This window comes from Glycomyces tritici, assembly GCF_030403505.1.
Genome location: NZ_JAUEMJ010000008.1, coordinates 62,470 through 83,976 on the forward strand (window position 1 = coordinate 62,470; position 21,507 = coordinate 83,976).

The following is a 21,507-nucleotide window of genomic DNA, read 5'->3' on the forward strand; positions in this document are numbered from 1 at the left end:
CCGGCTTTCGCATGCGCGCGGGCCGCGGCACGTACCCCTCGGCGATCGATGCACAAGGGGACCTCTTCCCTGGCGTGTTCGGCGTCGGCCCCGCCCTGGAATCGCCGCCAGTCCCCGCGGCCTCGAACGCAAGGGCCGCAATCGGTCCGAGGCTTCGTGTCCGTCGATCGCCCTCAGCCCTCGAAGGGCGCCAGTTCGAGGGCCGCGATCGTGTCGGGGGCGTTCATGATCTCGATGCTCGCCACCCGGCCGTCGACCACGGCGAACGACAGGACCGACCGCGGCGCGCCGCCTGGGGCCCACATCGCTCCGGCGAGGCCGTCGACCAGCACCGCGATCGCGTCCTTCGCCTGGCCGTTGAAGATCGCGGCCACCGCGGAGGCGCCGATGACCTCGCGTCCGGCGAAACCGGTCGCGACCGCCTCCGCGTCCGCGACCACCAGGATGTTCGGGTCGAGCACGGCGAGCAGGTCCTCGAAGCGGCCCTCGCGGGCGGCGGCCAGGAACGCCTCGACCACCGACTTCCGCTGCCGCGCATCGCGATCGGCCTCGGCTCGCTCGCGGCCCTCCCCTACGCGCCGCCGGGCGCGGCTCGCGAGCTGGCGCGTCGCCTCCGTCGTGCGGTCGAGCACCGGGGCGATGCGGTCGAAGGGCACGCCGAACAGGTCGTGCAGCACGAACGCCACCCGCTCGGCCGGGCCGAGCGCATCGAGGACCACCTGGAGCGCGAGGCCGACCGAATCCGCCATGACCGCATCGAGTTCCGGGTCGCCGCCCGCTCCCGGGCCCGCGGCCAGTGGGAGGTCGGCGTCCAGGGCGTCCTCCTGACGGTGGCGCCGCGAACGCAGCAGGTTCAGGCAGACCCGCGAGACCACGGTCGTGAGCCAGCCGCGCAGGTTCTCGACGGCGGCGGTGTCGGTGCGGGCGAAGCGCATCCACGCCTCCTGCACCGCGTCATCCGCCTCATGGGCGCTGCCGAGCATCCGGAACGCGACGGCCCGCAGATGCGCACGGTGCTCCTCGAAGCGCTGCGCTCGCTCGACATCGACGCCGTCGTTCATCCCAACCTCCACTCGGGCCACCACTCTACTGACCCGCTCGAGCGGAGAAACGTGACAAGCCCGGGCGAAAACGGAGGTCAGCGGCGGTGAGCTAGCCCACCGGACCCGGAACCCTAGCGACGCTAGATCTTCGAGCGAGCACATGCTACCGTTCTATCAGAACCTAGCAACGCTAGGTTTTCTACCCTCGTTAAGGAGCGCCCCATGGCCCGTCGCATCACCGCCAACGTCCTCACCCTCATCGTCGCCCTCGGCATCGCGTACGTCGGCGTCTCGTACCTCGTCGCACCCGCCGCTACCGCCGCAGGATTCGGATTCTCGGTGTGGCCCACCGGAGCCGAAGCCGACTTCCTCACCGTCAAAGGCGTGCGCGACCTCGTCACCGGCATCATCCCGCTGACGCTCCTGGCCCTGCGCCAGCGCCAGGCCCTCGGCTGGGTCCTGCTGTGCGAGGCCCTCATCCCGCTCGGCGACGGCACGCTCATCCTCCTGCACGGCGGCAGCCCCGCCGCCGCGTTCGGCATCCACTACGCCACCGCCGCACTGGTGATCGTCGCCGGCGTCCTCCAGCTCCAGGTCTCGCGCCGTCCCTGACCCCGCCAAACCCGTTGCGGGCGTAGGCGCGGACTGTGATACTCGGCCCGTGACCCTGATTCGACGCGAGACCGAGGGCGACGCGCCCCTCATCCACGCCCTCCACGACGCGGCCTTCGCCGGGCGCCCGTACTCCTCCGGAACGGAGGCCGCGATCGTGGACGCGCTGCGCGGCAGCGAGGACTGGGTGCCGCAGCTGTCCTTCGTGGCCGAGGTCGACGGGAAACCGGTCGGTCACGCGGTCTGCTCGTACGGACGGCTGGGCGAGGCCCGGATCCTCGGCCTCGGCCCGATCGGCGTCGAGCCGGCCCTGCACGGCAAGGGGATCGGATCAGCCCTCATGCACGCCTCGATCGGCGCCGCGGACGCGATGGACGAACCGATGATCATGCTCCTGGGCGACCCGAACTACTACGGCCGCTTCGGGTTCGAACCGGCCTCGCGGTACGGCGTCGAACCGCAGGACCCCGCCTGGGAGCCGGCGTTCCAGATCCGCAGGCTCGCCGGCTGGCACGACGGGCTTCGCGGACGGTACGTCTACTCCCCCGGCTTCGACGCCCAGAACTAGCGGGTCAGGCGGCCCGGACCGGGTCCGGTTCGGGCTCCGGCTTCGGCAGTTCACGCAGGTTCCGCAACGGCGAGAAGAAGACCGGCAGGAAGGCCAGGCAGACGCCGATCGCCCCGATCCAGAGCGTCGCCCTCGCGCCGGTCAACTCGCCGAGGATGCCGCCGATGAGCGCGCCGACCGCGCTGAGCCCCCAGGCGAGGAAGCGCACGGTCGCGTTCATGCGGCCGAGCAGCCGGTCCGGGGTGAGGCGCTGGCGGAAGCTCACCTGGTTGACGTTGTAGACGACCGCGCCGATGCCGACGGCGCCCATGCCGATGGCGGCGATCCAGATCCGCCACCCGGGTTCGGCCGCGGGCAGCAGGAGCAGGCCCGGCGAGGAGACGAGCGTCGAGATCCAGATGGCGCGGCCTTCGCCGAGCCGGGCCGTCACGGGCCCGGTGACGAAGGCGCCGATGAGGCCGCCGACGCCGAACACGCCGAAGAACAGGCCGATCTCGCCCGGCGTCAGGCCGATGGCGCGCGGCAGGAACACGACGACCATCGCCATGTAGGCGCCCATCCAGAGGTTCCACCAGCTGGTCGCGGCCACGATCGAGGCGAGGATGCGGTTGCGGAAGACGAACGCGAGGCCTTCCTTGATCTCGGTGGCGATGCGGGCGTCGTGGGCGACGTGCGGTTTCGCCTCGCGGCGGCGGATGCGCACGAGGAACAGCGCGGAGGCGCCCATCGCGACCGCGTCGAATGCGAGGGCCACGGGTGCGGTGAGCCAGCCGATGAGCTGCCCGGCGAGCACCGGGCCGCCGAGCTGGGCGGTGGAGCGGACGGCCTCGAGCTTGGCGTTGCCTTCGACGAGTCGCCCGCGGCCGACGAGGTGCGGCAGGTAGCTCTGGTAGGAGACGTCGAAGAAGACGGTGAAGATCCCGATGACGAAGGCGACGGCGTAGAGCTGCCAGATGGTGAGCGCGTCCGCCCACCAGGCGATCGGCACGGTCATGAGCACGGCGGCGCGCACGACGTCGCTGACGATGAGGACGCGGCGGCGGCGCATGCGGTCGACCCAGGCGCCGGCGGGGAGGCCGATGAGCAGGAACGCGGCCATGGTCATCGAGGAGAGCAGGCCGACCTCGAACTCGCCGGCGTCGAGTGCGATGACGGCGGCGAGGGGCAGGGCGAGGGTGGTGATCTGGTAGCCGACCTGCGCGACGGTGGTCGAGAGGAAGAGCGCCCGGAAGTCGGGTTCGCGCAGGAGCCCGAGGCGGTCGCGTTGCACCGGGGCGTCAGGGGCGGGTGCGCCGATCGAGATCATGCGATTGAGTATTTCCAATCAGTTGGGAAAAGTCAATCACTCTTCCCGCTAGGATGAGGTGGTGTCAGACAAGCGCAGCTCAGAAGGCTTCAAGGACGACCGCCCGCTCGCCTCGGAGGCCGAGGCCAAAGCGGTGGCCTCGGCGGTGCGACTGCGGATCCTGCGGTTGTGCCTCGACCGCCCGCTGACGAACAAGGAGATCGCCCAGCGCCTGGACGCGAACCCGGCCACGGTGCTGCACCACGTGCGCAGGCTCGTGGACACCGGGTTCCTCGCGGCCCAAGAGGAGCGGACCGGCGCGCGGGGCTCGCGGGAGATCCCCTACCTGGCGACCCGGAAGTCATGGGCGCTGCGCCTCGGCGAGGAGTTCAAGTCGGACCTGTCCACGGCGATGCTCGAGGCCTTCCGCACCGAGGTCGCGCAGGTCTCCGACCCGAAGCAGGTGAACTCGGGACGACTCGGCATGCGGCTCAACGAGGAGCAGTACGAAGCGGTGAGCCGCCGCTTCAAGGTGCTCTTCGACGAGCTCGCCGAGATGGAGCCGGGGCCGGGGGCGCGCCCGTACTCGCTGTTCATGGCGATCCACCCTGACGCCGGCCGGGATTGACGCGGCAGTTCACGACACCAGTGGGACTAAGGCGGCATTCCAGGCCCTAGCCTTCAAAACGGACACCCTGGGACCCCCCGATTCCACTATGGCACGCGGGTACGACAGCGCCAGTGACCATGGGGCGACGCAACAATGGCGAGGCCGCCACGCGAATCGCATTCACGTGGCGGCCTCGCCGCTCCCTCATCACTTGCGGTCTAGCAGCCCCTGGACTTTGGCCCGCACCTCAGGGGTGTCGAGGCCGCGGATCATCAGGGTGGTGCGGCGGCGCAGGACGTCGTCCGCGGTCTCGGCCCACTCGGCGTCGCGCGCGTAGACGACCTGGGCCATGATCTCCGGCGCGTCCGGGTGGACGCGCTCGGCGAGCTCCGGGTGCTCCCCCGCCAGGCGGGTGATGTCGAACGCGAGCGAACCGTAGTGCGTCGCAAGGTGCTTCGCCGTGTCCTCGCCGAGGTTCGGCAGCGGCGCGCCGCCGTCCGAGAGCAGCCGGTGCGCGACCGCGTGCGGGTTCGCGATGCCCGGCAGCGGCAGGCGGTGCGGCAGGTTCGCCATCGGCTCCATCTCCGCGCCGAGCGAGTAGCCCGGCAGGGCAGCGAGCTTCTTCATCACGGTCCGCCCGATGTGGCGGAACGTGGTCCACTTGCCGCCCGCCACCGAGAGCATCCCGCCGCGCCCCTCGGTCACCACGGTCTCCCGCTTGGCCTTCGAGGTCGCGCCCGGCCCGCCCGGCAGGACCCGGAGCCCGGCGAACGCGTACGTGATGAGCTCGGGCTGCAACTGCTCCGAGCGCACCGAGAGGCTCGCCTCGTCGAGGATCTGCTTGAAGTCGGCCTTCGTGGGCGACACCTGGCCCGGGTCGCCCTCGTACACCTCGTCCGTGGTGCCGAGCAGGAGCATGTCCTCCCACGGCAGCGCGAACGTGATGCGGTACTTGTCGACCGGGGTCGCCAGCGCCGCGCCCCAGTCGGCGGTGCGCTTGAGGACCAGGTGCGCGCCCTTGGAGAGCCGGATCGACGGGTCGGCGGCCGGGTTCTCCATGCGGCGCAGGTGGTCGACCCACGGGCCGGTGGCGTTGAGGACGACGTGGGCGTTCACGCCGAACTCGGTGCCGTCGACCTTGTCGCGCAGGTCGGCGCCGGATACGCGCCCGTCGGTGAAGCGCAGGCCGGTGACCTCGGCGTAGTTGAGGACGGCCGCGCCGGCTTCGACCGCCGCGCGGGTGGTCATGAGCGCCATGCGGGCGTCGTTCATCTGGCTGTCGCCGTAGACGGCGACGGCCTTGAGGTCCTTGACGCGCAGCTCCGGTACGGCCTCGCGGGCCTTGGCGGGGCTGAGCAGGTGGCCGATGCCGTCGCCGAAGCCGGAGAGCGCGGAGTAGGCGAAGACGCCCGCGCCGAGCTTGGCGGCGCCGTGCGGTCCGCCCTTGTAGACGGGCAGGTAGAACTTGAGCGGGCGGGAGAGGTGCGGCGCCACCTGGCGGGTGACGGCGCGCCGTTCGAAGTGGTTCTCCGCCACCAGCTTCACCGCGCCGGTCTGCAGGTAGCGCAGGCCGCCGTGGAGGAGCTTGGAGGAGGCGGAGGAGGTCGCCCCGGCGAAGTCGCCGGCGTCCACGAGGGCCACCCGCAGCCCCGACTGGGCGGCGTGCCAGGCGGTGGAGATGCCCAGGATGCCGCCGCCGATGACGAGCAGGTCGAAGGTGGCGTTCTCCAACTGCTCGCGCGCTTCGGCGCGACCCATCCGCTTCTCGAAGCGGATCGGGCCGGTCGGGTTCGCCTCCGGGCCGGAGACGTGCTGCAAGGTGGTCATCGCGATGCTCCCTCTACTCGTCCTGCCAGCCCATGGTCCGCTCGACGGCCTTGAGCCAGTTCTTGTATTCCCGGTCGCGGACCTCGGGGTCCATGTCGGGGGTCCATTCGGCGGCGCGGCGCCAGTTCGCGCGCAGGTCTTCGACGTTCTCCCAGAAGCCGACCGCGAGGCCGGCGGCGTAGGCGGCGCCCAGGCACGTGGTCTCGGCGACCATGGGGCGCACGACGGGGGCGTCGAGCACGTCCGCGAGGAACTGCATGAGGAGGTTGTTGGAGGTCATGCCGCCGTCGACCTTGAGCGCCACGAGCTCGTCGCCGGAGTCCTTGACCATGGCGTCGGAGATCTCGCGGGTCTGCCAGGCGGTGGCCTCCAGGACCGCGCGGGCGATGTGCGCCTTGGTGACGTACCGGGTGAGCCCGGCGATGACGCCGCGCGCGTCGGAGCGCCAGTAGGGGGCGAAGAGCCCGGAGAACGCCGGTACGAAGTAGGCGCCGCCGTTGTCCTCGACGCTCATGGCGAGCGTCTCGATCTCGGCGGCGGTCTTGATGAGCCCCATCTGGTCGCGCATCCACTGGACGAGCGAGCCGGTGACGGCGATCGAGCCTTCGAGCGCGTAGACCGGGTCCTGGTCGCCGATGCGGTAGCCGACGGTGGTGAGGAGCCCGGACTCGGAGTGGATGAGCTTCTCGCCGGTGTTCATGAGCATGAAGGTGCCGGTGCCGTAGGTGGACTTGGCCTCGCCGACGGCGAAGCAGGTCTGTCCGAAGAGGGCGGCCTGCTGGTCGCCGAGGGCCGAGGCGACCGGGACGCCCGCGAGGAGCCCGCCGAGGGGGCCGCCGGTGACGTGGCCGTAGATCTCGGAGGAGGAGCGGATCTCGGGGAGCACCTGCATGGGCACGCCCATCTCGGCCGCGATCTCCTCGTTCCACCGGAGGTCGTCCAGGTTCATGAGGAGGGTGCGGGAGGCATTGGTGACGTCGGTGACGTGCACGCCGCCGTTGACGCCGCCGGTGAGGTTCCAGATGACCCAGGAGTCCATGGTGCCGAAGAGGATCTCGCCGGCTTCGGCGCGCTCGCGCAGGCCGGCGACGTTGTCGAGGAGCCAGGCGATCTTGGGGCCGGCGAAGTAGGCGGCGAGCGGCAGGCCGGTCTCGCGGCGCCAGCGGTCCTGGCCGGCGTCGCCGCCGAGCTTCTTGCAGAGGACGTCGGTGCGGGTGTCCTGCCAGACGATGGCGTTGTGGACGGGCTTGCCGGTGCGCTTGTCCCACAGCATGGTGGTCTCGCGCTGGTTGGTGATGCCGATGGAGAGGATGTCCTCGCGGGAGGCGCCGGCCTTGACCATGGCCCCGGCCACGACGTCCTGCACGTTCTTCCAGATCTCGGCGGCGTCGTGCTCGACCCAGCCGGGCTTGGGGAAGATCTGCTCGTGCTCCTTCTGGTCGACGGCGACGATGCGGCCGTCGCGGTCGAAGATGATGCACCGCGAGGAGGTGGTGCCCTGGTCGATGGCCGCGATGAACGGGCCGGTGTGCGTGTCGGTCATGGTTCGCTCCAGAACGTCGTTGTCGTGGTGGGAGTCGGCGAGGGATACGTCGATTGTGTCCTCATCGCTACCCGAGGGCAACGTTGTAGAGGAGTCCGGCGAGGACGCCGCCGACGACCGGGCCGACGACGGGGATCCAGGCGTAGCCCCAGTCGGAGCGGCCCTTGCCCTTGATGGGCAGGATCGCGTGGGCGATGCGCGGGCCGAGGTCGCGGGCCGGGTTGATGGCGTAGCCGGTCGGGCCGCCGAGGGAGAGGCCGATGCTGACGACGACGAGCGAGGTGATGAGCACGCCGAGCGTGCCGAGGCCGTTGCCCGCGTCGTTGAGGCCCTGGGTGAGGATCGCGAAGACCAGCACGAAGGTCGCGATGATCTCGGTGACGAGGTTCTGGGCGGCGTTGCGGACCTCGGGGCCGGTCGAGAAGATGCCGAGCACGGGGCCGGCCTTGGCGTCTTTGGCGCCTTCGACGGCGTCGGCCTGGTTCGCGAGGTCGGCCATGTGGGCTTGGAACTGGCCGTAGTAGGCGGCCCAGGCGAGGGTCGCGCCCAGGAATGCGCCGATCATCTGGGAGACGATGTAGACCGGGACCTGGTCCCACGGGACGTTGCCCTGGACGGCGAGGCCGAGGGTGACGGCCGGGTTCAGGTGGGCGCCCGAGATGCCGGCCGAGATGTAGGCGGCGGTCAGGACCGCGAAGCCCCACCCGAAGGCGATGGCGAGCCAGCCCGCGTTCTGGGACTTGGACTTCTTGAGCGTGACGGCGGCGCACACGCCCGCGCCGAGGAGGATCAGCACCGCGGTGCCGAGGACCTCGCCGAGGATGATGTCTGAGTTGGACACACCGACTCCTTTGTCTGCGTCCGAGGCCGTCGCCGGGGGCTCGGGCCTCGTTGGAAGGGCTTGTTCGACACGGAAGGCGAAGCGAACCCCTGAAGCCGTTAGGCGTTCGACAATGCCGACCGATGTACGAAAGTGTTCTCCTTCCGTACCGGTGCGTCAAGTATTATGTGACGGCCATCACACTTCCAATCATGAACCATAAGAAACGCCTGCAAGACAGGCACACCAGGGTCACACGACGGGCGCAGAAATGTGGCGGAATCAGGCGAAATAACTAGAAGGGCTTGGCCCCGAGATCGCGCGAGACGGAGCGGGCCGTGTCGCGCACGGCCGCGATGAGCTCCGGACGCAGCTCGCCGTCGCGGCAGACCCGCTCGACGGCACCGGTAATGCCGACCGCGCCGACCGCGAGGCGGCGCCGGTCGTAGATCGGGGCGGCCACCGCGGCCACCCCTTCGAGGGTCTCCTCGTTGTCCACGGCGTACCCCTGGGCCCGCGTCAGGTCCAGCGTGCGCTCGATGTCGTCGAGCTCGGTGACCGTGCGGGCCGTGAACGGCTCGCGTTTGGCGTCCACGAGCTCGGCGTGGGCCACCGGGTCCGTCGCGGCCAGGACCTTGCCGAGGGCGGTGGAGTGCAGCGGCTGCATCGCGCCCACCTCGAGCACCTGGCGGCTGTCGTCGGGGCGGAACACGTGGTGGACGATGAGCACGCCGTGCTGGTGCAGCACACCGAGGTAGACCGCCTCGCCCGAGGAGCGCGCCAGGTCGTCCGTCCACACCAGGGCGCGGGCCCGCAGCTCGTGCACGTCGAGGTAGGTCGTGCCAAGGCGCAGCAGCTCGGCGCCGAGCTGGTACCGGCCCGAGCCGGGGTCCTGCTCGACGAAGCCCTCGTGCTGGAGGGTCCGCAGGATGCCGTGGGCCGTGGCCTTCGCCAGGCCGAGGGAGGAGGCGATGTCGGACAGGCCGAGGCGCCGCTCGCCGCCCGCGAGCAGCCGCAGCATGGCCGCCGCCCGCTCCAGCGACTGGATGTTCTTGGCCATCCGAGCGCCTCCGTTCAATCGGGATCCCACCCGGCCGCACCGATGACGGCCCGCGGGTACCGCCGAGGCCGCGCCGCACTCGGCGGGATCATCTTAACGCTGCCGCGTTCGACAATGCTAAACGCTATCGGCTCTTGCCGACCAGCATCGGCCCGAGGGCGCCCCATCCGAGGCTTGGGATCGCCCCATCGAGCGCCTCAAGCCCGCAGGTCCACTTCGACGGGGCCGAATCGACGGCCGTCGGAACCGGTCAAGACGGCTAGGCAGCGACCGGTCGGAAGCCCGGTCATGATGTCGGAAGGCGTCCAGCGCGCCCGCTCGACCTTCCGGTGGGAGAACCCCGAGCTCTCACTCGCCGAACGGTTCCGACCCTTCTGGTAGCTCCGGGGGAAGAGCTCCCCCGCGTCGGTGGTCGAGCTCCACGAACGGGTCTCGCCGCGCTCCACGCTGCCGCTGACGGTGACCTCCGCGATCCACTCCTCGCCGAACGAACGAGAGAACTGCTCCGCGTCATCCGGATCGACTGCACCGAACACCGCTTTGCAGCCCGCCGCACCGAAGATCGAGTTGCGGAAGGCCTCAGGGAAATCGGCGATCGACTGCGACAGCAGGACCAGGCCGGCGTTGTTGGACCGGAGCCGCTGCACACCTCGCGCCACGTACTCGTCGACGAACCGACCGGCCTCGTCGATCACCAAACCCTTGAACAAGTTCCGATTGGTCCGCGACGACGACGCCACCTGGACGAACTGCGCGACGGCGAGCCTTGCCAGGATGCGGCTCGCATCGGGATACTCGGACTCGTCCAAAGCGAACCGCACCCGCGCGCCCGCGTCGATGCCGCTCATCTGGAACTTGGGGCCGGGGCCGTCGAGCAGCGCGGCCAACTTGGGGCGGTCGAGCAGCGAAAGCCGCTCCACCATCCCAGCCGCCGCGTCATGGCTGCCGCGGGCCTGGAGCCGCCGCTCGTCGAGCAGCGCCCGCATTGCCTTACCACCAGGCCCTTTCAGTTCGCTCTTCACCCGGTCGACCGCCCCTTGCTCGGAGCGAAGGAGCGCGAGCAGCTCCCGAACCGCCGGGTACCTGCCGAAGGCCTCGTGGAACGGCGAGAGGCAGCGGTGGAGCGCGTTTCGGGACCCGTCCATGAAGTACGCGAGATCGTCGCTTGTCTGCGACGGCAGCAGCGCGCTCGCGAGGCGGTCCGCAGCGGACTCCGGAGTCGCGGCACCCCCGTAAAGGTCGAAGCCGACACCCGGATCGTGCAGGTCCACAGTGGCGTCGAACCACCCCGGCAGGCCGAAGTCGTCGCCCTTGGGGTCGATCACGACCACGCTGGACTGGCCGGCGAGCGCGCCCAGCGACAGGTGCTCGATGATCGGCAGCGCGAAACCGCGGGTCTTGCCCGATCCCGGCGGCCCAATCACCAGCATCGAGGTGCGCAGCGCGTCCTGATCGACGGCGAAATCGGCGCCGCCCGAACCCCGGCTCGAGGCGGTGCGGGCGACCGCGCCCAGTCGCACCTGCCCATACGCGAGATTGTGCTGCGCCATGAGTCGACCGGGCAGTGCCCGCTGTCCGGAGTGGTGGACGAGCGCCGCCGCGCCCTCGGCGGACACGCGGTCGAGCACCGCGGCCAGCGCCTGGTCGTCGTCCGCGTCCCTGAACGGCTCCAAGGCATTGCCGATCCTCGCGTAATCCACCTCGGTCATCGCGCCGGCCGCCATGAGACGGTCGAGGGCCTCTGCGGCGGGTGAGTGGCGGGCGCGCAGCCATTCCCACGGGGCGGGGGGCGCCGCGGCGATCCGCTTCCTACGTCGTCTCACGGGACCCCCAGTGCGACTTTGAGGCGTTGGATGCGGGCCGCCAGCGGCGGATGCGTCGCCAGGAGTCGCTGGCTGATCGTCGGAGCGAACGGCGGTTCGGTCTGCAGCCAGTCCTCGAGGGTGTCCAGCAGCGCCGGCCCGTAGCCGAGCCGGACGGCCGCGCGGTCGGCGCGCAGCTCCCCGCGCCGCGACAGCCAGGCCATCGTGGTCGCCGAGACCAGTGCGAACGCCCCGACGACTGGGCCGACGAGTAGGGCGTTGACGAGCAGCAGGATCACCGCGGCACCGAAGTCGTCGGCGAGGCCGCCGAGGAACTCCGACCCGTACGCGCAGATCGCACAGATCGCGAAGAGTCCGATGAGGCCCAATCCGGCGAGCGCCGAGAGCAGCCCGCTGAATGCGCCGAGCACGATCCTGACAGAAATGAGCGCGGCCCACAGGATCGCCTGGGAGGTCCAGACGAGCATCCGGTTGAAGATCCTCGCTGGCAGCGAGTACCAGTGCAGTAACAGGCCGCTCCAGGCGTGCCCGGCCGAGTGGTGGCCGAGTTCGTGCGCGAGGACTGCCTGCAGCTGGTGCGGTTGCAGCACGTCGAGCGCTCTTCGGGTGACCGCGACGAGGTGCCCGGCCGCGGCGGCGGCGTTGATGCCGTCGCTGTTCTGGATCCACAGTTGATAGGAGCCGGAGTGGATGCCGGCCGCGGCCGCGACCTCTTTCCAGGCGGGGAGGAGGACGTCGAGTTCGCGGGGGGTCGGCGGCCGGTATTTGAAGAACCACTTGGCGATCGCCGCTTCCATGGGGCGGAAGAACACGAGGGCGCCGGAGAGCAGCCACAGCAGCGGCGCGAGCGCGAAGGCGCCGAAGGGGTAGGCGATGGCGGCGACGATCGAGGCACTGTAGATCACCCAGGGGACGGCGACGAGCAGCAGTCCGAGCGTGGAAGCGTCGATTCGGCGACTGCGTTGCGGCGACCGTTTGCCGTTGGCGGGCTTGGGCTTACGCGAGGGCTTGGCGACTTTCGGAGGGGGCTGGAAGACACCGGGTTGCGGGGGCGCCTGGACGCGGCGCTGGACCCAAGCGGGCAGCGGGCGGGGATCTTGCTCGCCGTTCGGGTTGCTGCTCATGGGGTTCCGTCCTGCGCCGAATCGGGGTGCATCGACTTCCTATGGCGGGTGGCGACAATCACTTAGCATGATTCATCACATCCTCTATGTCATGATAGAGGCCCGATGCCAGGACCATCACCCCGTGGTTCGACCCCAGACCCCCAGGGAGGCAATCACATGCCAGCAGCATCGCAGCCGGACCGAAGACTCCGGCCGATCTCCCGGCAGCTCGCCGAATCCCGGCCGGCCGTCGGCACTGCGCCGTCGTTGCAGACCCGATCGCACGCCTACCTCGATCTCTTGAGCGGCCTCGACACCACGACCTCGGTATCGAGAGTGGACACCAGTGCGGTTCGCGAGCGCGTCGCGGCCGAACTCGCCGGCGCCCCGGTGCCGGTCGGCATCGTCGCCCGCTGCCATCTCGGCGGATCCTATGTGGTCCACACCTTGACCTGGGACCTCGAGGCCATCGTGGACCACTACAAGCGCCACGAGCCGCTGCCTCCCGAGCTCGAACGCGCCCGGTCGCTGGCGGCCGCCGGCTCGTACCTCGCCGTCGAGGTGTACCCGGAGCACCTGGTATGCATCCGGCAGGACGGCCACGCGATCAAAGTGGAGAGATGATGGCCGGCCAGCCCGTCGTCGTCTCGCAGTCGTTCCTGGACTCGATGAGCCACAGCCTCGCTCAGCTGCAGAACCGGCAGTACCAGCTCGAACTCGCGGTCCAGCAGGTACGCACTGAGCAGGAGCAGAGCCGGTCGCTCATGAACGACCTGCATCAGCGGTTCACCGCTTTCATGGAGGAGGACCGGCTCGCGAAGAACGTCCAACTCGCCCAGAGCCGTCTCAACACCATAAGGCAGGAGTTGCGGACCGACTTCGGCCACTACGCGCAGGTCAGGCGCCACGCTACCGGTATTCTGCAGGGCATGGACGTGGGGTTGATCCCCCACGACACGATTCGCCAGGCCACCGAGGAACTCATGCTCGCCACGCCCCGGTACTGGCTCACCCCGGCCCTGGTGTCGCTCGCGGCCTGGATCCGCGACGACCGGTCGCTCGCCGAGCGCGCGCTCAAGGAGGCCCAGCGGCGCGACAACGACAAGAGCTCGTTGTTCTTCGCCCTCGTCCTGCGCCGCGCGCAACGCAATCAGGCCGCCGTCCGATGGCTTCGCCTGTACCTCGCCCGGCAAGACGCCGGCCGCTTGGGGCAGGAGTTCTCGGTACTGCTCGACGCCGTCGCCATCGGCGGATTCGGCCACGCAGCAAAAGAGCTCATCCTCAAACACGCCGACGAGTGGTACCGGCGCCTCGTCACTGAACCAACCACTGTCGATGCTCAAGTCGCCCGCTGGCGCGACTGGGCGGACTCATACCGCCGACAGGTGCCCTCCGGCATCGAGGTCCTCCCAGCGGTCAGCCCCACGTGGCCCCAGCTGCGTGCGGCATACGAGCAGGCCAGCGTCTTCGAGCCCGCGGAAGCCGCACTGCGAGCCGTCTACGAACGACCGCAGGAGGAGACCCGAAGCCTCATCGACCGCATGGACGACCTGCTCGCGAGGCTCGTGTCCTCGTTCGACGCAGAAGAGGCGCCGCTGCGCAAACGGGAGGCCGAGATGCTCGCCGTCATCGACAGCGGGGGCGACAAGGTGGCGGCCCGAAAGCACGACGAATCGATGGAGGCGGTCTTCGACCGCCAGATCGACTTCCTCGACCTGCTCACGAACGCGGCCGTGGCGCGCAAAGGGACCCGCGTCTCGGCGGCCACCCAGCGACTGGCCGTAGCGCTCTGCCGCGACTGGATCGACCAGGCGGCCGGGCAGTTGGAGGCCAAAGGCATCGCGGCGGCGCCGGCCCGGGTCGACCTCGAGATCGGGACCTGGAAGTACACCATCACCGAGGGCACCGCCGAAAAGGTCGTGGTCGCGAACCTCAACGACCACCTGGACTCGCGGGAGCGATACGAGCTGAACGCGGTGGGATCCGACCTGCCGACACGTGTCGGGCGCATCGCCGCCGCGGTCTGCGCGGCGGGCGCGCTCGCCGCCGGGATCGCCGGGCTCATCCCGATCACAGTGCTGCTGCTCCTTGCCGGTGGCGGCGCCATCGCATGGGCCGAGTACGACCGGATCGACAAGCGCCGCAGGCGAGAAGTGGTCCGGGCACGCATCCAGCGGGACAAGGCCGAGCAGACGCAGCGGCTTCGCACCGCGCTCGCCGAGCTGGTCGACCTCATCCGGCTCACCGATGCGGCGCGGGCCGGCGCCACCGACCTCCACGCGTTCTTGCAGGGCCTCCGGCCCGAGACGCACCTCGAACGCCCGCCGGACACCGCCCGAGGAGTGATCACCTGATGGCCGACGAAACCGAACCCGCTCCTCCGCCGACACCGGAGCCGGAGCTCGCCGTCGAATTGCCCGAATGGGACCTGCTGCCGCCCTTCGAGCCCCTGCGCCGCCCGGACCCGAGTTGAGGCCGGCTTGATCACCGGTTCGAGCGGCGACTACACCCGATGGCTCGCCTGGCTTGAGGATTTCGGCCGCGGCGTCGACCACGACCAGTCAGGGCTGCCGGACTTCGACACCGCCTGGGGCGAAGGCATGTACGGACGCCTGCTCGAGCGCGTCGAGCAGGCGTCCGTGGCCCGCATGGAACTCTGGGACCGGCAGCTCATAGCGGACCTCGACGCCGGCGACCTCAGCGCGGACCGCCTCGGTGCCGTACTCGCCGCCGCCCGCAGGCGGCTCCTGCCGCTCAGGAGGTTCGCCGCCTCCCCGCGCTTCCCCGATGACCTGCGAAAGCCCCTCCAGGAGGCGCTGCGGCAGAGCGTCGGCTCGGCGCAGCGGAGCCTCGAACGCAGTGCGGCCCAGAGCGACCGGACTGGCCTTGCGGGATCGCTGATCCGGCGCGGGACGCTCCTGGCCGATATCGACCGGCCGCCGGACCCCTCCCCGCCGCCCTCCGCGCCGCCGGTCGACGGCCCGCCGACGCGGAGGATCCTATTCCACTGACCACCACCCCGAGGAGGCCCTGAAGTGCCCAATGCCGCAGCCACCCGCGAGCAGCTCGAGTCGTACCTGCGAGCGCGCATCCCGTTCGTGTCGATCAGGACCTCCGAACGCGCCAGGGCCCGCGAGATTCTCAGGAAGGCGGCACAGGACACCCAGCTCGACGTCCTGGTGCACACGCTGAGCCAAGGGCTGCGCGACATCACGACAGGCGCAGTCGTCACCGAGGACGTTTCCGTGCACGGCGCCATCGACTACATCGGTCGGCAGTTCGAGGCCCGCGAACACCTCACGGTCGTGTTCACCGACATCCAGCAGATCGGCGACGACAACGACATGTCGCGCCGGCTCGTGGACCTCGCCACCCTCGCCGAGAGCCGCAGCGGCTGTGTCATCGTGATCACCAACGATCCGATCTGGACACCGCTCCAGCGGCTCGGCATGTCGGTGACCCTCGACGTCCCGGACCTCGACGAGATGAAGGCGGAGATCCAGAAGTTCGTCGCACCGTACCGAGAGCACGTCGAGATCGAATGGGACGACGAGGCGTTCGGGCGGGCGGCCTCGATCCTCACCGGCATCACCAGGACTGAGGCGCTCAATATCATGGCGACCCTGCTGGCGCGCCTCAAGATCGGCAACGACGACCTCGACCGGCTCAGCCTCGCCAAGGACAGCATCTTCGCCGATCTCAACGGAATCGAGCGGGTGCGGCTCTCCGGCGGAGACCACCGCCTCGGCGGTCTCGAAGGACTGCGCGCATGGCTCGACCGGAAGCAGCCGCTGCTGACCATGGACCTCCGCGACCGCGACCTGCGGCCCCCGCGGGGCGTCCTCCTCATCGGAGTGCCCGGATGCGGCAAGTCGCTGTCGGCGAAGTTCGTCGCCGCCCGCTGGCGCCTGCCGCTCTACCGCCTCGACCTCGCCGCGATCTTCGGCCAGTACGTGGGCCAGTCCGAATCGCGCCTGAAAGAGGCGCTCCAGACCGCGGACACCGTGGCCCCATGCGTGCTGTGGATCGACGAGATCGAGAAGGGACTGGCCGGATCCGGGTCCGACTCCACGGGCATCACGACCCGCCTGGTGGGGCAGTTCCTGTACTGGCTCCAGGAGTCAGCGGCGCGGGTCTTCGTGGTGGCCACCGCCAATGACGTGCGGTCGCTTCCGCAGGAGCTGCTGCGCAGCGGACGCTTCGACGACCTGTTCTTCGTGGACCTGCCCATGCCCGAGGAACGGCGGGAGATCATCGAGATCTACCTCGAGAAGTACCTCAAGGTGCCGGTCGCGAGCGAGGTCGTCGACGACCTGGTGTCGCTCAGCGAGGGCTTCGCGGGTTCCGACATCCAGGCGGCCGTCGCCGAGATCGGGCATGAGGCGATCCGCGAGGGGGATGCGAACGTTGAGGACGATTTCTTCCGACGCGCTTTCAAGAACGTCTTCCCGCTCTCGAAGACCGCCCCCGAACGGATTCAGGAGGTGCGACAGCTCAGCGACCGCGCCATCCCGGCATCAGGACGGTTCGAGGACGGGCCCGCCCAAGGCCCGACCGGGGGGCGCCGAGTGGTGCTGAGCTGAAAGCAAACGGATCGAGCCTCCCCTGCTTGCGCAGAGAAGGCTCGACCTTCGATCAGAACCGCACCTGCGGAGCAGGGAGGTCCTGATCGTCAATCAGATGAACAACCAGTCGGACACGACGCCGATCGCAACGTAGAAGATCCGACGAGCCCACCTTTCGACCCGCCCGATCCACTTGTGCGTCTCAGCGGCCTTGCGCCACTTTCGCGTGACCTTGCGCGATGCCTTCTTGCGCTTCTGCAACCCTGTCTTCAACTCCGTCGTCGTGTCGTCGCAAGCTTCAACGAACTTGTCGGCGCACCGGATGACGAAGTCGAAAGGGGTGAAGAGTCGCTCTAAGAGGGATTGACCTGCATTGCTGAGGGATTTTTTCTTCGACACGGAAGACTCCTTCAGGTTGTGTACGTCAAAATCGCGGGATTGTTCTGCATTACTGAGGGATGTTTTCGTCGATAACGAGGGTTCCTTCAGGTAATGTCCATCAAATTTCTCTTAGTCGATCTCGGGTGGTGCGGTGGTGCTGGGTTTTCCGTTGGAAACGGAGAGGTGAGATGATGGAGAGAGAAGATGATGGAGAGCTGATTGGGTGAAACTCCTATGTTTCCATGGGGCGCAAGCGGTGTCAATCTCCTGAAGCTCAATAGCCGTAGCGGCTCTTGAGGTGGCGCCACCAGTCGCGCAGCATCCACTGGTCGAACGTGGTGATCGTCGAAGAGGAGCCGGCCTTCATGATGAAGCAGCACTGGCCCGTCGGGGACCAGTCGTAGAAGTCGTCGAGGCCGAAGGTGTGGCCGAGCTCGTGCAGGTAGATCGTGATCTGGCTGGAGTTCAGCGAGTTCACGAAGTACTCCTGGCCCATGCGCTGGCCCCAGTCGCCGCCCGCGCCGCCGCCCATGCCCTGGGTCAGCCATAGGCTCTGGTCGTAGTGGTGCGCCGCGCCGCCCGGGCAGCGGGAGTAGTTGCCGTCCTGGTGGAAGAACCGCCCGCAGTCCTCAGAGCACTGCGGGGCGTCCTCGCGGATGTCGCCGATGTAGACGTCGACCGAGTCGTCGCTCCACTGGAGGTCGGCGCGGTCGTAGGCGGCCCAGCCGACGACGTTCACCTCGATCCGGTCGAACGGCCACTCGCTCCAGCCCTTCATCGGCGCGAACCAGAGGTCGTACTGCTGCTGGAGCTTCGCCTCGATCGCGTCGCGGGTCTGCGCCGTCACCGAGTTCTGCGAGTCCCAGCGGACGCAATAGTTGATCGTGCCGCCGGTGGCCATCACCTGGTCCCAGCCGAAGTTGCGGAAGTTCAGGTTGTAGGTGTCCTCCACATGCGACCACACCTCGTCGAGCGGCTGGACCAGGTTCGCGGGCGGGTTCCACTCGTCCTGGCCGGGGCCGCCCGTGGGCACCGCGGTGGGCGAGGCGGTGACGTTCGTAGGCGGGTTGGTGGGCGAGGGCCCGGTGTCGCCGGTGCAGGCGACCCCGTTGAGTTTGAACGTTTCAGGGACGGCGTTCGCCCCGGTGAAGGTGCCTGAGAAGCCGAAGCTCGCGGTCGAACCCGCGGCGATCCGCTTGTTGTACTCCACACCCGCGGCGGTGACGTGCCGGCCCGACTGGGTCGCAGTGGCGTTCCATGCGTTCGCGACCTGCTGCGCCCCGGGGAAGTCCCATTCGAGCCTCCACGGGTCGACCGCGGTGTCGCCGAGGTTCGTGATGTCCACATTGGCGTTGAAGCCGCCGGGCCACGCGGCGGTGACCTGGTAGTCGACCTCGCAGCCGGTGGTGGCGGCCTCGGCCGTCACCACCGTGAACGCTGTGGCCGCCGCGGCGACCACGCCCACCGCGGCAGCGGCGATCGCGGCGCGCAGGCGCCTCTTGGGGAGTGCCGGTCCCATGTTCGTTTCCCGTCTCATAGCGGCGGCCGGGCCCGTCCCGGCCGGCCTCGGATTGCGCTAACGTGAGTGCGGCTTCGCGCCGCATGCATTGGTCGTGTCCGGATTGTGCACGATCCCACGAACAGGTTATATCGAGGAGTTTCGATGCACAATGCTCCGGTGGGTTTCCGAAAACTCGACGAGCGCTTCGCCGTGGCAGGCGACGACTACCTCGAGTGCCTGTTCTCCGGCGGACGCTGGACCGAGGGCCCGGTGTACGTGCCCTCCGGGAAGTACCTGCTGTTCAGCGACATCCCGAACGACCGCATCATGCGCTGGGACGAGACCGACGGTTCCGTGAGCGTCTTCCGCTCCCCCGCCGGCTACACGAACGGGCACACCCTCGACCGCCAGGGGCGGCTGGTGTCCTGCTCGCACGGCGCGCGGCGTGTCGAGCGCACCGAACTGGACGGCTCGGTCACCGTCGTCGCCGACCGCTGGGAGGGCAAGCGGTTCAACAGCCCCAACGACGTCGTGGTATCCAGTGACGGCGCGGTCTGGTTCACCGACCCGCCGTACGGCATCAAGAGCGATTACGAAGGGCACCGCGCCGACCCGGAGATCGACGGCTGCCACGTCTACCGGGTCGACCCGGCCTCGGGCGCGGTCGAGCGCGTCGCCGACGACTTCCAGCGGCCCAACGGGCTCGCCTTCTCCCCCGACGAGTCGGTGCTCTACATCGCCGACACCATGGGCGGCCACATCCGGCGGTTCGATTGCGAAGGCGGCAAGCTCACCGGCGGCGAGGTGTTCGCCGAGACCCCCGGCGGCGGTTTCGACGGAATGCGCGTCGACATCGAGGGCCGGGTCTGGGCCGCCGCGGCGGACGTCTACTGCTTCGACCCCGACGGCACGCACCTGGCGACGCTGCCGATCCCGCAGCCCTCGGTGTCGAATCTGGTCTTCGGCGGCCCCAAGCGGAACCGCCTGTTCATCACCGCCACCGACTCGGTGTACTCGATCATGCTGAACACCAACGGGACCTGGCGGCTCTGAGCCCTTCCTAGCCGATCGCGTGGGCCATGGCGACGACGATCGGGCCCAGCAGCGGCAGCACGACGTTCGAGAAGGCGTAGACGATCGTGTAGGCCATGAGCGGCGTCGCGTTGCCCGCGGCGGCCTGCACGGCCGTCACGCCCGGCGTCGAGCACTGCTGCCCGGTCACCGATCCGAGCACGAGCGGCGCCGGGAGCTTCATGAACTTCCAGGCCACGAAGAACGAGAGGAACGCCGGGATCGCGGTCATGGCGACGCCCGCGATCGGCAGGCCCCAGCCGAACTCCTTGACGAGCTCGACCGCCTGCGGGCCCGAGGAGAGCCCCACGGCGCAGATGAACACCGCCAGGCCGAGCGTCTTGATGACGTCCGCCGCGCCCGAGTCGTACTGGCCGAACGTGGGCCGCTTGGAACGGATCCAGCCGAACAGGAGGCCCGCGAGCAGGCAGCCGCCGCCGGTGCCGAGCGTCAGCGGGATCGTGCCCACCGTCCATACCAGCATGCCGATGAGGAAGCCGAGGACGACGCCGATCGCGATGAACACCATGTCGAACCGCACCGCGGGGTCGAGCCGGAACCCGACCATCGGGATCACGCGGCTCAGATCGCGGCCGGAGCCGGACAGGCGGACCGTGTCGCCGTGCTGGATCAGCGTGGAGGGCTTGACCGGCAGCTCGTGGTCGCCGCGGGTGACCTTCTGGAGGTAGACGCCCTGGCGCTCGTCCGCGAAGTCGCGGCGGATCTCGCCCAACGTGGTCGCCTGGTACCCCTTGCGGGTCACCACGACGTCGGCGAGGTCGAGGCTCATCGCCATCGACTCGTCGAGCGCGATCTCCTCGCCGATGCGGTTCGCCGAACCCACGAGGGCCTCGCGGCGGCCGACGACGAGCACGCGGTCACCATGGGCGAGTTGCAGATCGGGGGCGAACGCGACCTTCTCGCCGTCCCGCTGGACCTCCTCGACCGTGGCGTCGCCGAGGTCCGCCTGGACTTCGGCGACGGTGCGGCCCGCCGCCGCGGTGATCCGGTACTCGCGGCCGACGACGGCCGGGGCCGCCGGTGCGGCCGTGTCCTCGTCGGCGGCGCCGCCGAGCTTGGCCCACAGCTTCGCGGCCTCCTCCCGCAGGTCGATCCGCATGATGAGCGGGAAGAACTGGCTCGAGAGCAGCACGATCGTGATGAGGCCGCAGATGTAGGAGATCGAGTACGCGGTGCCCACATTGTTCTGAAGCGTCTCGATCTGGTCGGCGGGCAGGTCGAGGCGGCCGATCGCGTCCGTCGCGGTGCCCACCGCGGCGGACTCGGTGGCGCCGCCCGCGAGCAGGCCGGCGGCGGTGCCCACGTCCAGGTTCATGATGAGCACCGCGGCGGCCGTGATGAGCAGGACCGAGACGACCTCGATCCCGGTGAACGTGGCGTACTTCAGGCTCTTGCGGTTGAGGCTGGCGAAGAAGGTCGGCCCCGAGACGTAGCCGAGCGTGAAGATGAACAGGGCGAAGGCGATCTGCTTGACCTGGTCGTCGAGTTCGATGTCCGCGAACATGCCCATGAGGATCGCCACCACGAGCGTGCCCGCGACGCCGCCCAGGGAGATCTTCCAGACGCGCACCTTGCCGAGCGCGAACCCCAGTGCGAGGCAGAGGAACAGCGCGATCTCGGGTGTGTCCGAGAGCGTCTCCTTGATCCAGTCCATCTTCCGCTTCCCGTCCG

Annotated in this window: 19 protein-coding genes; 8 read left to right on the top strand and 11 right to left on the bottom strand. The window is 69.3% G+C overall.

The annotated features are described in order from the left end of the window. Nucleotides 1-173 precede the first annotated feature (173 nt). The gene (locus tag QWI33_RS22065) at nucleotides 174-1,061 is read right to left on the bottom strand and encodes a sigma-70 family RNA polymerase sigma factor (RefSeq protein ID WP_289959078.1); all 888 of its coding nucleotides are present in this window, start codon (nucleotides 1,059-1,061) and stop codon (nucleotides 174-176) included. Nucleotides 1,062-1,265: 204 nt separating this feature from the next. Here QWI33_RS22065 and QWI33_RS22070 point away from each other — a divergent pair, with 204 nt between their 5' ends. Both QWI33_RS22070 and QWI33_RS22075 read left to right on the top strand, forming a co-directional pair. Continuing rightward, on the top strand, nucleotides 1,266-1,655 hold the full coding sequence (locus tag QWI33_RS22070; RefSeq protein WP_289959079.1) for a DUF4267 domain-containing protein: 390 nt from the start codon (nucleotides 1,266-1,268) through the stop codon (nucleotides 1,653-1,655). Between the two features lie 49 nt (nucleotides 1,656-1,704). After that, on the top strand, nucleotides 1,705-2,223 hold the full coding sequence (locus QWI33_RS22075; RefSeq protein ID WP_289959080.1) for a GNAT family N-acetyltransferase: 519 nt from the start codon (nucleotides 1,705-1,707) through the stop codon (nucleotides 2,221-2,223). Between the two features lie 4 nt (nucleotides 2,224-2,227). Here QWI33_RS22075 and QWI33_RS22080 read toward each other — a convergent pair whose 3' ends face one another. Then, nucleotides 2,228-3,529, bottom strand: a complete 1,302-nt coding sequence (locus tag QWI33_RS22080; protein ID WP_289959081.1) for an MFS transporter — start codon at nucleotides 3,527-3,529, stop codon at nucleotides 2,228-2,230. A 61-nt stretch (nucleotides 3,530-3,590) separates the two neighbouring features. Between QWI33_RS22080 and QWI33_RS22085 the strand changes: the two genes are divergently transcribed. After that, a complete protein-coding gene (locus QWI33_RS22085) occupies nucleotides 3,591-4,136 on the top strand; it encodes an ArsR/SmtB family transcription factor (protein ID WP_289959082.1) in 546 nt (181 codons plus the stop codon). A gap of 189 nt (nucleotides 4,137-4,325) precedes the next feature. On the opposite strand, the gene QWI33_RS22090 is transcribed toward QWI33_RS22085, so the two are convergent. The 6 genes from QWI33_RS22090 to QWI33_RS22115 form a co-directional block, all read right to left on the bottom strand. Next, nucleotides 4,326-5,945, bottom strand: a complete 1,620-nt coding sequence (locus tag QWI33_RS22090; RefSeq protein WP_289959083.1) for a glycerol-3-phosphate dehydrogenase/oxidase — start codon at nucleotides 5,943-5,945, stop codon at nucleotides 4,326-4,328. A 13-nt stretch (nucleotides 5,946-5,958) separates the two neighbouring features. After that, nucleotides 5,959-7,488, bottom strand: a complete 1,530-nt coding sequence (gene glpK, locus QWI33_RS22095) for a glycerol kinase GlpK (protein ID WP_289959084.1) — start codon at nucleotides 7,486-7,488, stop codon at nucleotides 5,959-5,961. Nucleotides 7,489-7,555: 67 nt separating this feature from the next. Beyond that, the gene (locus QWI33_RS22100) at nucleotides 7,556-8,329 is read right to left on the bottom strand and encodes an MIP/aquaporin family protein (RefSeq protein WP_289959085.1); all 774 of its coding nucleotides are present in this window, start codon (nucleotides 8,327-8,329) and stop codon (nucleotides 7,556-7,558) included. A gap of 274 nt (nucleotides 8,330-8,603) precedes the next feature. Then, entirely contained in the window at nucleotides 8,604-9,368 is a 765-nt protein-coding gene (locus tag QWI33_RS22105) for an IclR family transcriptional regulator (RefSeq protein WP_289959086.1), read from the bottom strand. 197 nt (nucleotides 9,369-9,565) lie between these two features. Continuing rightward, nucleotides 9,566-11,077, bottom strand: coding sequence for a type IV secretory system conjugative DNA transfer family protein (locus QWI33_RS22110; protein ID WP_289959087.1), 1,512 nt, complete (start codon nucleotides 11,075-11,077; stop codon nucleotides 9,566-9,568). A gap of 110 nt (nucleotides 11,078-11,187) precedes the next feature. Continuing rightward, nucleotides 11,188-12,315, bottom strand: a complete 1,128-nt coding sequence (locus QWI33_RS22115; RefSeq protein WP_289959088.1) for a M48 family metalloprotease — start codon at nucleotides 12,313-12,315, stop codon at nucleotides 11,188-11,190. A gap of 159 nt (nucleotides 12,316-12,474) precedes the next feature. On the opposite strand from QWI33_RS22115, the gene QWI33_RS22120 reads away from it, so the two are divergent. From QWI33_RS22120 to QWI33_RS22135, 4 genes are all read left to right on the top strand, one after another. Further along, entirely contained in the window at nucleotides 12,475-12,921 is a 447-nt protein-coding gene (locus QWI33_RS22120; protein WP_289959089.1) for a hypothetical protein, read from the top strand. After that, entirely contained in the window at nucleotides 12,921-14,651 is a 1,731-nt protein-coding gene (locus tag QWI33_RS22125) for a hypothetical protein (protein WP_289959090.1), read from the top strand. Before QWI33_RS22120 ends, QWI33_RS22125 begins: the two co-directional genes overlap by 1 nt. Before the next feature lie 126 nt (nucleotides 14,652-14,777). Then, nucleotides 14,778-15,308 (top strand): hypothetical protein, encoded by a 531-nt coding sequence (locus tag QWI33_RS22130; protein WP_289959091.1) that lies wholly within the window; start codon nucleotides 14,778-14,780, stop codon nucleotides 15,306-15,308. 24 nt (nucleotides 15,309-15,332) lie between these two features. After that, complete coding sequence (locus QWI33_RS22135) at nucleotides 15,333-16,880, top strand: AAA family ATPase (protein ID WP_289959092.1); 1,548 nt, start codon at nucleotides 15,333-15,335, stop codon at nucleotides 16,878-16,880. A gap of 93 nt (nucleotides 16,881-16,973) precedes the next feature. On the opposite strand, the gene QWI33_RS22140 is transcribed toward QWI33_RS22135, so the two are convergent. Together QWI33_RS22140 and QWI33_RS22145 are read right to left on the bottom strand one after the other, a co-directional pair. Beyond that, nucleotides 16,974-17,261 carry a hypothetical protein gene (locus QWI33_RS22140; protein ID WP_289959093.1) on the bottom strand — a complete coding sequence of 96 codons (288 nt, stop codon included), beginning with the start codon at nucleotides 17,259-17,261 and terminating at the stop codon, nucleotides 16,974-16,976. Nucleotides 17,262-17,517: 256 nt separating this feature from the next. Continuing rightward, nucleotides 17,518-18,762 (bottom strand): cellulose-binding domain-containing protein, encoded by a 1,245-nt coding sequence (locus tag QWI33_RS22145; RefSeq protein WP_289959094.1) that lies wholly within the window; start codon nucleotides 18,760-18,762, stop codon nucleotides 17,518-17,520. A gap of 144 nt (nucleotides 18,763-18,906) precedes the next feature. On the opposite strand from QWI33_RS22145, the gene QWI33_RS22150 reads away from it, so the two are divergent. Then, complete coding sequence (locus tag QWI33_RS22150) at nucleotides 18,907-19,797, top strand: SMP-30/gluconolactonase/LRE family protein (RefSeq protein WP_435367599.1); 891 nt, start codon at nucleotides 18,907-18,909, stop codon at nucleotides 19,795-19,797. 7 nt (nucleotides 19,798-19,804) lie between these two features. On the opposite strand, the gene aspT is transcribed toward QWI33_RS22150, so the two are convergent. Further along, nucleotides 19,805-21,490 (bottom strand): aspartate-alanine antiporter, encoded by a 1,686-nt coding sequence (gene aspT / locus QWI33_RS22155; RefSeq protein WP_289959096.1) that lies wholly within the window; start codon nucleotides 21,488-21,490, stop codon nucleotides 19,805-19,807. Between the last annotated feature and the right edge of the window lie 17 nt (nucleotides 21,491-21,507).